General features: G+C 58.9%; 8 protein-coding genes. 3 read left to right on the top strand and 5 right to left on the bottom strand.

Features of this window, described 5'->3' with window-relative positions; translation table 11 throughout:
* From FJY67_08285 to carB, 3 genes are all read right to left on the bottom strand, one after another.
* A partial coding sequence (locus tag FJY67_08285) for a vitamin B12-dependent ribonucleotide reductase (protein MBM3329450.1) occupies positions 1–2377 on the bottom strand: 2377 nt, incomplete at its 3' end.
* 442 nt (positions 2378–2819) lie between these two features.
* On the bottom strand, positions 2820–3263 hold the full coding sequence (locus FJY67_08280; protein ID MBM3329449.1) for a hypothetical protein: 444 nt from the start codon (positions 3261–3263) through the stop codon (positions 2820–2822).
* A complete protein-coding gene (carB, locus tag FJY67_08275; GenBank protein ID MBM3329448.1) occupies positions 3256–6576 on the bottom strand; it encodes a carbamoyl-phosphate synthase large subunit in 3321 nt (1106 codons plus the stop codon). Before carB ends, FJY67_08280 begins: the two co-directional genes overlap by 8 nt.
* A gap of 171 nt (positions 6577–6747) precedes the next feature.
* On the opposite strand from carB, the gene FJY67_08270 reads away from it, so the two are divergent.
* Together FJY67_08270 and FJY67_08265 are read left to right on the top strand one after the other, a co-directional pair.
* Positions 6748–7002, top strand: a complete 255-nt coding sequence (locus FJY67_08270; GenBank protein MBM3329447.1) for a hypothetical protein — start codon at positions 6748–6750, stop codon at positions 7000–7002.
* A complete protein-coding gene (locus tag FJY67_08265) occupies positions 6966–7349 on the top strand; it encodes a type II toxin-antitoxin system PemK/MazF family toxin (protein MBM3329446.1) in 384 nt (127 codons plus the stop codon). The genes FJY67_08270 and FJY67_08265 overlap by 37 nt, the downstream gene beginning before the upstream one ends.
* Here the strand turns inward: FJY67_08265 and carA are convergent.
* Positions 7346–8506: a glutamine-hydrolyzing carbamoyl-phosphate synthase small subunit gene (gene carA / locus FJY67_08260; GenBank protein ID MBM3329445.1), complete on the bottom strand. Its 1161-nt coding sequence runs from the start codon at positions 8504–8506 to the stop codon at positions 7346–7348. The two genes, FJY67_08265 and carA, sit on opposite strands and share 4 nt — an antisense overlap.
* A 365-nt stretch (positions 8507–8871) precedes the next feature.
* Between carA and FJY67_08255 the strand changes: the two genes are divergently transcribed.
* On the top strand, positions 8872–13806 hold the full coding sequence (locus tag FJY67_08255) for a glycosyltransferase (protein MBM3329444.1): 4935 nt from the start codon (positions 8872–8874) through the stop codon (positions 13804–13806).
* A 205-nt stretch (positions 13807–14011) separates the two neighbouring features.
* Here the strand turns inward: FJY67_08255 and FJY67_08250 are convergent.
* A partial coding sequence (locus tag FJY67_08250) for a restriction endonuclease (protein MBM3329443.1) occupies positions 14012–14758 on the bottom strand: 747 nt, incomplete at its 5' end.

Genomic DNA, 14758 nt, shown 5'->3' with positions numbered 1-14758 from the left:
AACTGCGGCAGATGAGGCAGCCCTCCTCGAACGAGATCGGCCCGTTGCAGTCGGGGCAGAGTTCCTTGGTCTCGAAGCCGACGGCATACTGGATGCGCAGTTCCGGCTTGGGCGAAGGCATCGGAGGCAGTTCGGCGACCGCGCCAGCCGGAAGCGTCTCCACCGCCCCGAGCGGAAGTTCGGCCTGAATCTTCTCCTTACGGTCAAGATACCGTTCGAGCGCCCGGGCGATCGCGTCCGGGATCGAGCGGATCAGTTCCCCCTCGTGCCAGGCCGAGTTGGGACCAGTGATCCCCTTCAACTGATAGACGATCGCCCGCGGGTCAACCCCTGACCGGAGCGAGAGCGAGATGAGCCGCCCGATCGCTTCGGACTGCGCCATCGCCGAGCCTCCCACCTTGCCGATCGAAGCAAAGACCTCGCAAAGACCGACATCGTCCTCATTGATGGTCACATAGAGGGTTCCCTCGCCGGTCTTGATCTGCTCGGTGTAACCGTGGGTGATGCGCGGCCGGTTGCGCGGTTTTAGGGTCGGGTAGGCGGCCGCCGGGCGTCGGGGCAGGATAGCGGGTTCAACCGCCTGCGGACGGGCGGCTTCGGTGGGAGCCGTCTCGAGTGCCGCCTCCTCGGTCTTCTTGGCCAGTTTGTCGCCGACGTTCATCACCTGAACTGGCCGGCTTCCGTCGCGGTATATGGTGATTCCCTTGCAATTCAACTTCCATGCGAGCAGGTAAGCCGACTTGACATCCTCGACGGTCGCCTCGTGGGGGAAGTTAATTGTCTTCGAGACGGCGTTGTCGGTCCACTCCTGAAACGCTGCCTGCATCCGGATATGCCACTCGGGCGTGATCTCGTGCGCCGTGACGAAGACCCGTCGAATGTCTTCGGGTATTTCGGCCAGATCCTCCAGATGCGCGCCGTCGGCTATCTTCTTCATCAGTTCGGGTGAATACCAGTTGCCCGACCGGGCGGCTTCTTCGAGTCGCGGATTGACATAGAGCAACCGGTCGTCGTCCATCACCCGCTTGACATAGCAGAGTGCGAAATTTGGCTCGATGCCTCCCGAGCAGTCGGCGATCATCGAGATCGTCCCGGTCGGAGCAATGGTCGTCACTGTCGAATTGCGCGTCGGATGGTCGAAGACCGAGCCTTCGCAGTTCGGGAAGGCACCCCGCTCGACGGCAAGTTCGTCCGACATCTTGCGCGCTTCGGTGTGAATGAACTGCATCAAGTCCCGGCCGAGGTCGAGCGCTTCACCAGAGTCGTAGGGTATCCGGAGCGCGTAGAGCATATCGGCGAATCCCATCACGCCCAATCCGATCCGGCGGTTGTTGTGGGTCATCTCATGGATTTCGGGAATCGGATACTTGTTCTGGTCGATGATGTTGTCGAGGAACCGGACGCCGCGTCGGACGACCCGTCGGAGATGGTCGTAGTCGATCTCGAGGCCGGCAAGGCTCTCCTTCAGCATATTGTTCAGGTTGACCGAGCCGAGGTTGCACGACTCGTAAGGCAGCAGGGGCTGTTCGCCACACGGATTGGTCGCTTCGACGAGGCCGACATGGGGGGTCTTTTCGTGGCGGTTCACTTCGTCGATAAAGACGAGTCCGGGGTCGCCGTTCAGCCAGGAGTTTTCGGCGATCATGTCGAAAATCTCCCGGGCGCTCTCAGTCCCGACGATTTTACCGGTATGCGGCGCGATGAGGTCGTAGGTGGTGCCCTGCTCCAACGCCTCCATAAACCTGTCGGTGGCGGTCACCGAGATGTTGAAATTTGTGATCGAGACCATATCCTTCTTGCAGGTGATGAACTCGCGGATGTCGGGGTGATCGACGCGAAGGATGCCCATATTGGCGCCGCGGCGCGTTCCGCCCTGCTTGATCGCTTCGGTGGCAGCATTGAAGACAGCCATGAAGGAGACCGGGCCCGAGGCAGTGCCGGTGGTGGAAGCAACCATCGAGGACTTGGGGCGCAGACGACTAAAACTGAAGCCGGTGCCGCCGCCCGATTTATGCACCAGCGCAGCCTGCTTTATCGACTCGAAGATGCCCTCCATCGTGTCGCTCACCGGCAGGACGAAGCAGGCTGCCAGTTGCCCCAGCGGGCGCCCGGCATTCATCATCGTCGGGCTGTTGGGGATGAAATCGAGCGACGCCATCATCCGGTAGAAGCGCTTCGTCTCTTCGAGCAGATCGACGTCGGGACGGTACCGTCGCTCGTTCGAGGCGATGACCGATGCGACGCGCAAGAACATTTCCTTGGGTGACTCGATAACCCGGCCATCGGCGTCCTTCTGCAGGTAGCGCCGCTTCAAGACAGTGACAGCGTTATCTGAGAGATTCGGATCCGGAAGTGTGTCGAGCGGAGAGGCCTCCATTGGGTAGGCAGCGGAAACCGGATCCGATTTTGACTGCGGTAAATGCCCGTTGCCATTGAGGGTTTCGGCAGTGGGAAGCGAGGGAGCAAGGGCTGGGAAGGAGGGTTCGGATGACATAATAAGTTCCTGGTAACATGGGCTATCCGTGCCAGGAGGCAGGGATGTGAAGCTCGTTGTTGTGGCAGGCGGAGCGCAGCAACCGTAGCGGGTTGATCGCCGATGGGCAGTCGGAGGCTCTCACGCGAGCGGGAAGCAATATAACCTCCCTGCCTCGATAAGTCAACCCTCCAGAGCGCCTCTTATCACAAAATATTGTGTGAACATATGTTCAAGGCACTATAGATTGCGGAACAAATGATGGGGGGTAGTTAAGGTGCAAGAGGGGAGGGCGTCAATGAGAATGACCGGATATGGAATCGACCGGGGCATGACCAATGGACCTTCATCCCCTTCTCCCGTTGACATCTTTATCCTCGTTGATATTGGCATTCGTCGCATACTTGCGCACCAGGGTCAGGATGTCGTCGCGATTGTCGCGATAGGGCAGGTATAGGCCGCGAAAGTTCTCGAGGACGTTACGCGAAACGAAGGTCGAGAGAAAGATCCCATCACGCTCGTCAGACACCGAGCGGACGCGCGACCATTCGAGCCGCTTGGATCCGGTCAGCCGCTCATAGGAGGCGCCTTCCGGGCCGATGCGGTAGCGGGTCGGCAGGATGAACGAGGTGAGCGCGCCGATGAGGACCAATGCGGCAACAACTGTGAGCAGAACAGATTGGACGTTCCACCAGACGGCCCAGAGTGTGAACGCTACGATGAGCCAGAAGAGGATCGCCCGCGCCGGCGATTCCCGCATCGGATGGGCGGTGTAGGTGAGGTCATCCATGGCCATTCCACTCCTGAAGACTCCTCAGACTCGCAACTCCTTTGCGACGCTCGCGGATCGCTTCGACTGCGGCACGCGCCCCCGATAGCGTGGTGATGTTGGGGATGCCGCGCCGGTAAGCCTCGGCGCCTACCGACCGCTCGTCATAGTGCGACTGCCGGCCGAGCGGGGTGTTGATGATCATCCCAATATCGCCGTTCTTGATGCGGTCCACGACGTTCGGGCGGGCTTCGTTCACTTTGAAGATGCGCTCGACCAAAAGTCCCTCCGCGGCCAGCCGGCGGCAGGTGCCCTCTGTTGCCCATATCTTGAAACCGAGCCCGGCAAGGTCGCGAGCGATCGGGAAGACGTTATCCTTGTCATGGTCGTTGACGCTGATAAAGACGCCTCCCCCGTCGGGGAGCGACGCATCGACAGCGCGCATCGCCTTGTCGAAGGCTTCCCCAAAGGTCGCCCCGATGCCCATCACCTCGCCGGTCGAACGCATTTCTGGCCCGAGAAAGTAACTGATGTGATCGAAGCGGGCAAAAGGGAACTTAACCGCTTTGACTGCCACATGCGACGGAATCGGGTCGTCGGGGAGGCTCATGGCGGCCAGCCGCTCACCGACCAGTACCCGGGCGGCAGCCTTCACCCAGGCGACACCGGTCGCCTTGGAGACAAACGGCACCGTTCGGCTGGCGCGGGGATTCACTTCGAGGACATACAACTGCCCCTGACGCAGCGCGAACTGGATGTTGAGCAACCCGACGACGCCTAACTCCCGAGCCAGGAGACGGGTGATCCGCACCATTTCTGCGCGGGTCTCGTCGTCCAATTGGTAAGGGGGTAGGACACAAGCCGAATCGCCGGAGTGGATCCCGGCCTCTTCGATATGCTGCATGATGCCACATACAAGACAGGTCTCGCCGTCGGCGACGGCATCGACATCGAACTCAAAGGCATCCTCGATAAACCGGTCGATTAATACCGGTGAGCCATCCGAGGCTTGCGCGGCCTCGTCGTAAAAGGCTCGCAGGCGAATCTCGTCAAAAACGATCTCCATAGCCCGCCCGCCGAGCACATAGGAAGGCCGCACCAGCACCGGATAGCCTATGCGGGCGGCGGTCTGAAGAGCTTCTTCGAGCGACGAGGCAATGCCGAAGGGGGGATGAACGATCCCGTTCTTCTTCAATAGGTCGGCGAAGCGTCCGCGATCCTCAGCCAGGTCGATGGCATCGCGCGAAGTTCCCAGGATCGGCAGTCCGGCGGTAGCCAGTTCTCCAGCCAATTTGAGCGGCGTCCCGCCGCCGAACTGGAGCGCGATGCCGAGCGGTCGTTCGAGACGACAGATGCCAATGACGTCTTCTGCCGTGAGCGGCTCGAAATAGAGCCGGTCCGCAATGTCGTAGTCGGTCGAGACCGTCTCGGGATTCGAATTGACCATAATGACCCGGAAGCCGGCTTCACGCAAGGCAAGGGTAGCCTGGACACAGCAGTAGTCGAACTCTATTCCCTGTCCGATGCGATTCGGCCCGGCACCGAGAATGACGATCGATTTCGGATTTGGGAAATCGGATTTTGGAATTGAGATTGATGAGGTGGTTCCTTCTTCGTAATCGAACTCGGCGGAGAGAACTTCAGGGGCGAGAGGGGCGGCTTCGTTCTCCTCGCCGAAAGTGGAATAGAAGTAGGGTGTGGCGGCTTCGAATTCGGCTGCGCAAGTATCGACCGTTCGATATATGGGAAAGACCCCCATCTGCTCGCGCTGATTCCGAATGCCCCGGGGCGTCGTGCGCCAGAGGTGCGCCAACTGCCGGTCGCTGAAGCCGAGTCGTTTGGCAGTCAAGAGGGTCTCGCGATCGCCGGCGCCGCGGGCGAGATATTGCCCGGCTTCGTGCAGCAGCCGGATTTGTTCGATGAACCAGGGATCGACGCCCGACGCCTCGTGAATCTGCCCGGTGGTCGCTTCGAGCGCAAGCGCATAGCGAATCAGGAAGATGCGATCAGGCTGCGGCTGACGCAGTTTGGTCAGAAAGAGGTCGCGCCACTCATGTCGGAGATGCGGCTCGATGTGTTCGACGAGGATCGCATCGCGCCCGTCGGCGCCGAGACCGTCACGTCCTATTTCGAGGCCGCGCAGCGCTTTCTGAAGCGCTTCGGGAAAGGTGCGGCCGATGGCCATCACTTCCCCGACAGACTTCATTTGCGGTCCGAGCGTCCGATCTGCGGTGGGGAACTTCTCGAAAGCCCAACGCGGGATTTTGACGACGACGTAGTCGATGGTCGGCTCGAAAGCCGAGACCGTTTGGCCGGTGATCTCGTTGGCAATCTCGCCAAGCGTCAATCCAACCGCCAGTTGCGCTGCGATCTTGGCGATCGGGAAGCCGGTCGCCTTCGAGGCGAGTGCCGAGGACCGCGAGACCCGCGGATTCATCTCGATCACCACCATCCGTCCGGTCCGGGGGTGCAACCCGAACTGGATGTTCGACCCGCCTGATTCGACCCCGACCGCCCGCATCACCGATATCGCTGCGTCGCGCATCAACTGGTATTCACGGTCGGTGAGGGTCTGAGCCGGTGCGACGGTCAGACTATCGCCGGTGTGAACGCCGAGCGGGTCGAAGTTCTCGATCGAGCAGACGACGACGGCGTTACCGGTCCGGTCGCGCATCACCTCGAGTTCGAACTCCTTCCAGCCGACGAGCGATTCCTCGACGATCACCTCCCCGACCGGCGACGCGGCAAGTCCCCGTTGGACGAGCGTCCGATACTCCTCGATATTGTATGCGACCGATCCGCCACTGCCGCCAAGCGTATAAGCCGGGCGGATAATTGCCGGGAAGCCGGTTGTCTGAACTGCCTGCTCGGCCTCCTCGAGGGTTGTTGCGATGGCACCCTTGGGCACGTCGAGTCCAAGCGACCGGACGAGCGCTTGAAAACGCCCGCGATCCTCAGCGGCGTCGATCGCTTCGTAGTCGGCGCCGATCAATTGAACGCCATAGCGTTCGAGGACGCCTGTGCGATGGAGGTCGCGCGCCAGATTAAGCGCAGTCTGACCGCCCATCGTCGAGAGGATCGCATCTGGACGTTCGCGTGCGATGACACGCTCGAGCACTTCCGGCACGAGCGGCTCGATGTAGGTCGCATCGGCTAGATCCGGATCGGTCATAATCGTCGCCGGATTGCTATTGACGAGAATGACCCGGTAATTGAGCCGCTTCAGCGCCCGGACGGCTTGGGTGCCGGAATAGTCGAACTCGCACGCCTGGCCGATGATGATCGGCCCGGAGCCGACGATCAGGATGGACGATATGTCGGTGCGGGCGGGCAAGATGAAATGAAATTGTTAATGTTAATGTTAATAATGATTAAAGACTCGTAACGGTGGCATTGAATCACAGCAGAACGTATTCTCTTGACCAAATTGCTGCTGAGGTTGCAATCTATACAAAACTTACGTATCTTTATTGTGTGCATGTTTCTGTGCAAGAAAGATAGTATTATGTCAGCATCAAACTCCCGTCGTCTGGTGATCCCGATCTCGGACGAACTAAGTACTCAACTTAGCGATATTCTATCGGCTAACAAGATGAAGATCGCAGAGGTGGGACGGAAACTCCTGACGGACTACGTCAAAACCGAACAGCGCCGCTTACGACACGAGGAACTGCGAAAAGCCTGCATCGCGTATGCCGACGTCGTCGCCGAAGTTCAGCACGAATGGCGCCATACAGAAGTAGAAAACTGGCCGGAGTGAAGGCATATCTCCGTGGTGACATCGTCGTCGCCAATCTGGAACCGGTTGAAGGAAGCGAACAGCGAGGCGAGGCGCGCCCCTGCCTTATCGTCTCATCCGACCAGATCAATCAGACACTGCCCATTGTAATAATCTGCCCACTAACGACCAAATTCCGGGGACACTATCGCTTTGGCCCCGTGATCTTTCCCGCAGGTGTGGGAGGATTGCAAGAAGACAGCGTAGTGCTGACGATGCAGATTCGAAGCATCGATAAAAGTCGTATCAAACGATATATCGGGTCAGTATCACGGGACAGGATGGAAGAACTCGCCGAGAGCCTCCGCGTTGTCCTCGACCTCGACTAACCCCCCATCCGGCGCCGAAACTCCAGAAATAGATCGCTCGCATCGTGCGGACCGGGCGAGGCTTCGGGATGGAACTGCACCGAGAAGGCGTTAAGTTCGGGGTAGTCGAGTCCTTCGATGGTGTTGTCGTTCAAACTGCGCAACGTGACCACCGCTCCTTTCGGCAGTCGTTCGCCATCGACTGCAAAGCCGTGGTTGTGGACTGTGACCAGCACCCGGCCGGTGGCATCGGGGGCGCAGGGATGATTGATTCCGCGATGACCGAACTTCATCTTGTAAGTGCGTCCACCGGTTGCCAGAGCCAGCAACTGGTGCCCCAGGCAGATGCCGAAGATCGGGATCCGCCCCGCGACCTTACGAATCTCGGAAATAGCCCCCACGACTGCTGCCGGATCGCCCGGGCCATTGGACAGGAGAATCCCGTCGGGCCGGCTTTCGAGCAATTCTTCCGCAGGTGAAAATGCCGGATAGACCCGCACCTCGGCGCCAACATCGACCAGCCGTCGCAAAATGTTCCGCTTGACGCCGTAGTCCCACACGGCGACCCTGAACCGACTTCTATCCCCTGACAACCTCCTCCCCGGACTGAATAGATCCCCTGTCGCACCTGGTCCGTCTTCAAGACCTTCCTCTTCGCCCTCCGAAACGATCGCTTCCGTCAATCCTCGCCACTCAACCGGACTTCCCAGGGTCCAATCATAAGGCTTCCGGCAACAGACCTCCCGGGCACCGTCAAGGCCCTCCATAGATGGATGGCCAAGCACCCGTTGCAATGCTTCCTCCGAAGAGAGCGAGAGGGGGAAGACTCCCCCTCTTAGAGCGCCGACAATGCGCAGATGCTGCGTAACGGCACGGGTGTCGATCCCCTCGAGCGCCGGGATACCGAACTTGATTAGATAATCCTTAAGGCTTTGTGTGCTGCGCCAGTTGGAGGGAATCTCGAAGGAGCGGGCGATGAACCCTGCCAGATTGGGGCGGTGAGCCTCGTAATCGTCGGGATTAACGCCGGTGTTGCCAATGTGCGGCTGGGTCATCACGACGATCTGGCCCCAGTATGAAGGATCGGTCGTCACTTCCTGATAGCCGGTCTGGGCAGTGTTGAAGACGACTTCGCCGAGCGCCTCGCTTTCAACGCCGTAAAGCCAGCCTTCCCACATCCGGCCGTCCTCCAGCAGAAGGTAGCCGGTCTTGGCGCGACGGATCAAGGGGTTATGGCCTGAATGGTCGGGAGTAAAAGTAGGGGATGGATAAACTAATTGAATCTAATCGAGAGAGCGGCCTGTGTCAACGCTCAAACCGCACCATCACCTATCGAGTCGAGCATCGATCGGTGGACTTTGACTTGCCCCATTGCCGATGTGGAACACCTGGCAAGAGCGCATGAAGCGGCAATAATTGCCGGGAGCGTCGGAACTCCGTGCTTGCCTCCATTGGCATCACGCTTGCGAATAGACTCGCGGCAAATGTGGGTAGAGAGTGCCCTCCCTGGATTTGTAACCGGATTCAAACCCAAAATCAAGTTATGGTCAGTACCGAACATCTCCTGCCGCTCGATGTCGCGGTCGTGCATGGTCGTATGCCCGCAATCATCGAACTTGCGCGCGGCAAAAAAGTGCTGCATATCGGTTGCACCGATTGTGGATTGACTCAGGAGAGAATGGCCAAACGCGACCACCTGCACCTGAAACTGCTCGATGTTGCGTCGCGCGTCTGGGGGGTCGATATTGACCGGGAGGGGCTCGATACGATGCGCAATTTGGGCATCACCGACCTCTACGAGGGCGATGCCGAGCGGCTTGAGGAATTGTCTCTCGATGATAAGCCGGATCTGATTGTTGCGTCAGAGTTGATGGAGCATCTTGACAATCCGGGACGGTTCCTCGAATCAGCCCGGAGATTCGGCTGCGCTATGGTGGTGTCGGTTCCCAACGCTTATTCGTCCCGCGCCTTCGACCAACTTGCCGGCGGAGCGGAAATGGTGCACGAAGACCACAACTACTACTACTCCTATACTACGCTGAAAACTCTGGCTCGCAAGCATGGCTGGCGCACCGACCGCTGTATTTGCTACTACTGGCATGGGACGAAGGAAGAATCGGCCATCCTGATGCAGCGCTTGAAGGCGAGTCCGTTCTATTGTGACGGCCTGATCTTCCTGCTTTCGCCTGACAACGCCGATGGTTTGCAGACATTGCCCGATCATCCGGTTAATAGTGAGGTTCATGTGGTGCGACCCGAATTGACGGCCAACCATGTCCGTCAGACGATATCGAACCGACGGCTGCTCTTCATCGCCAATGCCGACGACTTCCGCTTCGTCGATCCGATCATCGCTAATCTGGAACGTGCCGGCAACGACATCCGCAAGGTCAAAGTCGCCGATGCCAAGGGGGATCAACTGCTCAAACACCTCGAGTGGTGCGACCTCGCCTGGTTCGAGTGGGCTACCGGACCGGCCTTGATCGCTGCGTCGAATCTGCCCAAAACCAAGCCAGTTGTCGTCCGGCTGCATCGTTATGAGGCGTTTACCGAATCGCCGAAGAAGATCGACTGGAAAAACATCGACGACCTGATCTTCATAGCGCCGCACGTCGAAGCGATCCTGGAAGACTTACACGGCCTTCGCCTGTCGGACCTGACTCGCACCCATATCATTCCCAATGGCGTCGATCTGGACCGGTTCCGTCTCCTCGAGCGAGAGCGGGGCTTCAACATTGCCTTTGTGGCGCGCGTTCAGAGCGACAAGAACCCGGCGTTAATGCTGCAGATCATGGAGTCGCTCGTGAAGCGGGAGCCGAGATTCCGGCTCTACTGGGCGGGAACCGTGCAGGATCGAGCGCTCGACATCTACCTTCACAAGATGGTTGAACAACTTGGCCTTGCCGGGCACGTCTTCCTCGACGGCAATATCGAGGATATAAGCGCCTGGCTTGAGGACAAACATTATCTGCTGCTCACCAGCGTCGTCGAAGGGCATCCGGTTTGTGTGATCGAAGCGATGGCGCGGGGACTTAAGCCGGTGCTGCACGACTATGTCGGTGAACCTGCCGGGCAATTCGGGCCGGAGTTCGTCTTCCGGACGGTAGATGAGGCCGTTGAACTACTTCTTGATACCCGCTTTGAGCCGGAACACTATCGCCGCATCATCGAAGAGCGCTACTCGCGGGGACGGGAACTTAACGCCGTGGATCAGATCTTGGACCAACTGCTCGAGACTTCGAACATCGTATCGGACACTTCTAAGGAGGACGTTGACGTGCCCCCTCTACCGGAACCTATAATCACCGTCGCCATCATCACCTACAACCGCGCCGACCTGCTTCCGGAGGCTATTGAGAGTGCACTTAAACAGAAGGACGCGCGAGACTACGAAGTCCTCGTCGTCGATGACGGCTCGACCGACGATACTGATGCAGTGATGGCTGCCTGCAGAGACCCGCGGATCCGCTACCTGAAGTGTGAACATCGCGGCGCTCCGGCAACGCTGAACAGCGCGATTGAGGCGGCACGAGGGAAGTACATCCTCTGGCTCGATTCCGACGATGCAATCCTGCCCAAGACGGTCGCGCTCTATCAATCTGCCATTGCAGAGCATCCCGACGTCGATGTCTTTTACGGCGACTGGATCATAACCGACGAAAAGATGCGCGCCACCGGGAAGAAGGAGTTCTCGGACTGGTACCGGATGAAGAACAAGTTGTTCGGAATGCTGGTCAATAACACCGTCCTGCCGCATGGCGGAGCGGTCGTCCGACGCACCTGCTTCGACCTCGCCGGGGGGTTCGACGAATTCTTCCAGAACTGCTACGACGACGAGTTCTGGAGCCGGCTGGCGCGGCAGGCCGAGTTCAAGCATATCAAGGCGACTGTCTATCGCCGCCGGATGCACGGCACAATGATGATGAGCGACCGCGATAAGGTGCATCAAAAGTATTCACCGCCTATCATCAAGGCGGTACTCAAACGTTATACGCTGAGGGAACTTTTCCCGGGTGAGCCGTGGGACGTCCGTTCGGAGGCGGAATGTGAGTCGCGAGCGCTCCTGATCGTCGCTGCGCATCTATTTGAATTGAAGGACTACGAGGGATCGCTGGAGTTTGTCCGACAGGCTCAACAACTCCATCCGTCGGCACGCAACTCCCGGGCGGTGAAGCAGTTGCAAGGGCTCATCCGGAAGCAGAAAGTCCCCCTCAAGCAACCAGGACGAAAGCCCGGCATCGACTCCGGCCCGGCGCCTTTCATCTCCATCCTGATCCCGACCTACAACCGGGCGCATTATCTTCCGCAGGCGCTCGAGAGCGCCCTCGGTCAGGACTACCCACACTTCGAGGTGATCGTCGCCGATGACGGCTCGACCGACGGCACCGCGGAAATGATGGCTCATGTGAACGATCCCCGGGTGCGCTACCTACCGGGTAGTCACGCCGGGGCTCCGGCAACACGCAACCGGGCTATTAGGGTGGCTCGCGGGGAGTTCGTTCTCTGGCTCGACTCCGACGATATTCTGTTGCCGGACTTGCTCAAGGATTACGCCGTAAAGTTGGAGCAGTTCCCCGATGCCGATGTGATCTACGGATCGCTAATTGCAGTCGATGACCACCTGCGCGAGCGCGGGACGCTGAAGCACGAGGACTGGTGGGAGCGATCCTTCGACTTGATCTCCGAGATGTTTCAGCACAATGCGATCCCGAATCCGGGAACGCTCGTCCGCCGGTCGGCATTCGACCAGGTCGGACTCATCGACGAGTCCTTCAGGCGTGCGCATGACTACGAGTGGTATGTCCGGCTCGCGCCGGTGGGCCGGTTCAAGCGGCTCGAACGGCCGGTGGCGCTGTGGCGGTGGCACGACTCCAACCTCTCGAGCGGTTCGGTCGATATCGACACCTCGTTTGAGGCGCGGATTGCAAAAGGAATGCTCGAACGGCAGACCTTGCCGGAACTCTTTCCGACGCTGCAGTGGGAGACTGATCCGGAAGGCTCGGAGGCGACCGCCTTGCTGCTGGCATCGCAGCGGCTTCTGAAGTGGAATGATATGGACGGGGCGATTGTATGGGCACGGAAGAGCCTCGAAGTCCGCAACACACCCTGGACGCTGCAGTTGATCAGCGATCTCGAGCTACTTACTGCAGGCCGTATCAGTGCTCCGACGACCCTCAGGAGAACGGCATCAAGCGGCGATCCGTCGGTGTTGCTGGTAGCGCATGGCTACCCGCCGGCGTCGCTCGCGGGGACGGAACTATATACGCGAAGCCTGGCTCAGTCCCTTCGGTCACAAGGTGCGGCGGTAACGGTCCTGGTGCCGGAGCGAAGTCCGCATCTTCCCGATGGGCGGATCGCCGAATCGCTCGACGGCGACGTGCGGGTGGTGCAGATAAACCTCCTGCCGCCGCGAGGCTTGAAAGAGATGGTGGACGACCCCTGGGCAGCCGACCGGTTACGCGAGTGGCTGCCGGAACAACGTTTCGATGTGACCCACTTTCAGCACCTGATCGGCTTCACCGGAAGCGCTATGGAGGCGGCCTCGTCCTGCGGTTTGCCGGTGGCACTGACCCTTCACGATGCCTATCTCTTCTGCGAACAATACCACCTCCAGTATCAAGGGCAGGCTTACTGCAGCGCCGGAGCGTCGTCTCCGATGCGTTGCGCGGCTTGTTTCCACGCCCGCAACCAGAAGTGGTCGATGAACCGCTACGCCGAAACGCTCGCCTATATGGAGCGCAGGTTCCGGCGCATGAAGGAGATGTTGCTCGCTGCGGACGTTGTTCTATCGCCGACGCAGTTCCTGATCGACCAGTTGCACCGGCACGGTCTGGCGCATCCCGACATTCGCCTTTCGCCGTTGGGACTTTCCACCTTTGACCCGCTGCCGCGCAAAGAAACAGAGGGCGGTGAACTGCGCCTGCTCTGTCTAAGCAACGTTACCAAAGTGAAGGGCGTCGATCTGCTCCTGAAGGCATTCACTCAAATGAACGGCGATCCGGTGCACCTTGAACTTTACGGAAGACCCTATGAGCAGGACCTGCTTGACGAGGGCTTGAAAGAGCAGCCGCATCCTGAGCGGGTGCATTATGGAGGGGAGTATAAGCCGGAGGATCTGCCCGGGCTGCTCGCGGGAGCCGATGCGGTGGTGGTGCCGTCGCGGTTCGAGCATTATCCGTTTGTGGTGCGGGAGGCGCTTCAAGCGGGAGTGCCGGTCATAGCGCCGCGGGTGGGGGGGGTTCCGGAGATCGTCTCGGAAGGGGTGAACGGCATCCTCTTCGAGCCGGGCAATGCTGACGACCTGGCATCGGCGATACGCAAACTGGCGGCGGCGCCGGAAATGCTCGCATCGCTGCGGGACGGCATCGAGCCGGTCAAGTCGATCGACGAAGATGCGACGGGGTTGTTGGAAGTCTATCAGGAACTACGAACCGGTGCACGGACGAAAGTGGAATTGGGATTGGCGGCAAGGTCTTAGATGCAGACTAGTCCGGATGAGGGGGGTGTAGCAAAAAAATCGTCACATCGTCACCGAAATGGCGTATCCTGTGTAGTGGCATAGAGATACGCGGTGACGGAAGGGTGACGGAAGGGTGATGGAAATGACTAATGACCAATGCCAATGCTGATGAAACCGTAGCGCCGCCATCCTGGCGGCTTTCACTGCCAGCAAGATGCTGGCGCTACGAGCGCCCCTCCACAATCGCAATCTCCTTCTCTGTCAAGCCATACAGGTTATAGACAGCTCGGTCGATCTCGCGCTCGACTTCGAGCAGTTGCGCCTCGAGGCGGCGGCGCTCGGCAAGGCCGAGGGAGGTAGTGATCTTGTCTTTGAGCATCACGGCTCTCTCGGCAAGATTCATGATAGCCTCTTTGTTGCCGTTGGCTGAAGTCGGTATGGTGACCATATATTGACGGAAGTGCCGAACCCGCCCTCCCTTATCCGGATCGCCGAGGACAGCGGTATGCCTTAGAAGATACTGCCACACAGGCTTGGAATTCAACAAGCCAAGCAAATAGTAGCAATCCACCGGGCTAAAATACACCGTATTGCCATAAAAATATCCATTTTTGTCTAAGGCAAACCGGCTCTCCTTCGCAATATCCGGCCAGACAATCTTCGGCTTGGCGAATTCATCGTAATAATCGCACGCCCTTAATTCCCACCAGAAATTCCCCTGATCCTGTCTTCTTTCAAGTTTCTCTTGATGCTTTTTGAGGTGATCGTAGACCAAGGGGTATTCCCCAATTTCGACGCCGATTTTGGTCAGGATCAAGTATCTATCCCGATAGTTCACACGCCATTTCCGCACATCATCGCCTTTGACGAAGGGGACGATGATCTCGGCGGACTTGGGGTCCTTGTCGATAAGACGCTGGCGCTGTTCGGCGGTGATGACGAAAGCTTCATTAAGCCCGGTTATGATGAC

This window comes from Calditrichota bacterium (genome assembly GCA_016867835.1).
Taxonomy (GTDB): domain Bacteria; phylum Electryoneota; class AABM5-125-24; order Hatepunaeales; family Hatepunaeaceae; genus VGIQ01.
This window is presented reverse-complemented; position numbering and strand designations above follow the sequence as displayed.

What these genes read in the sequence shown, in the direction of transcription:
- FJY67_08265 (MBM3329446.1), top strand. Translation starts at nt 6,966, where the DNA reads ATGGCGCCATACAGAAGTAGAAAACTGGCCGGAGTGAAGGCATATCTC.
- FJY67_08255 (MBM3329444.1), top strand. Translation starts at nt 8,872, where the DNA reads ATGGTCAGTACCGAACATCTCCTGCCGCTCGATGTCGCGGTCGTGCAT.
- FJY67_08270 (MBM3329447.1), top strand. Translation starts at nt 6,748, where the DNA reads ATGTCAGCATCAAACTCCCGTCGTCTGGTGATCCCGATCTCGGACGAA.
- carA (MBM3329445.1), bottom strand. Translation starts at nt 8,506, where the DNA reads ATGTGGGAAGGCTGGCTTTACGGCGTTGAAAGCGAGGCGCTCGGCGAA.
- FJY67_08280 (MBM3329449.1), bottom strand. Translation starts at nt 3,263, where the DNA reads ATGGATGACCTCACCTACACCGCCCATCCGATGCGGGAATCGCCGGCG.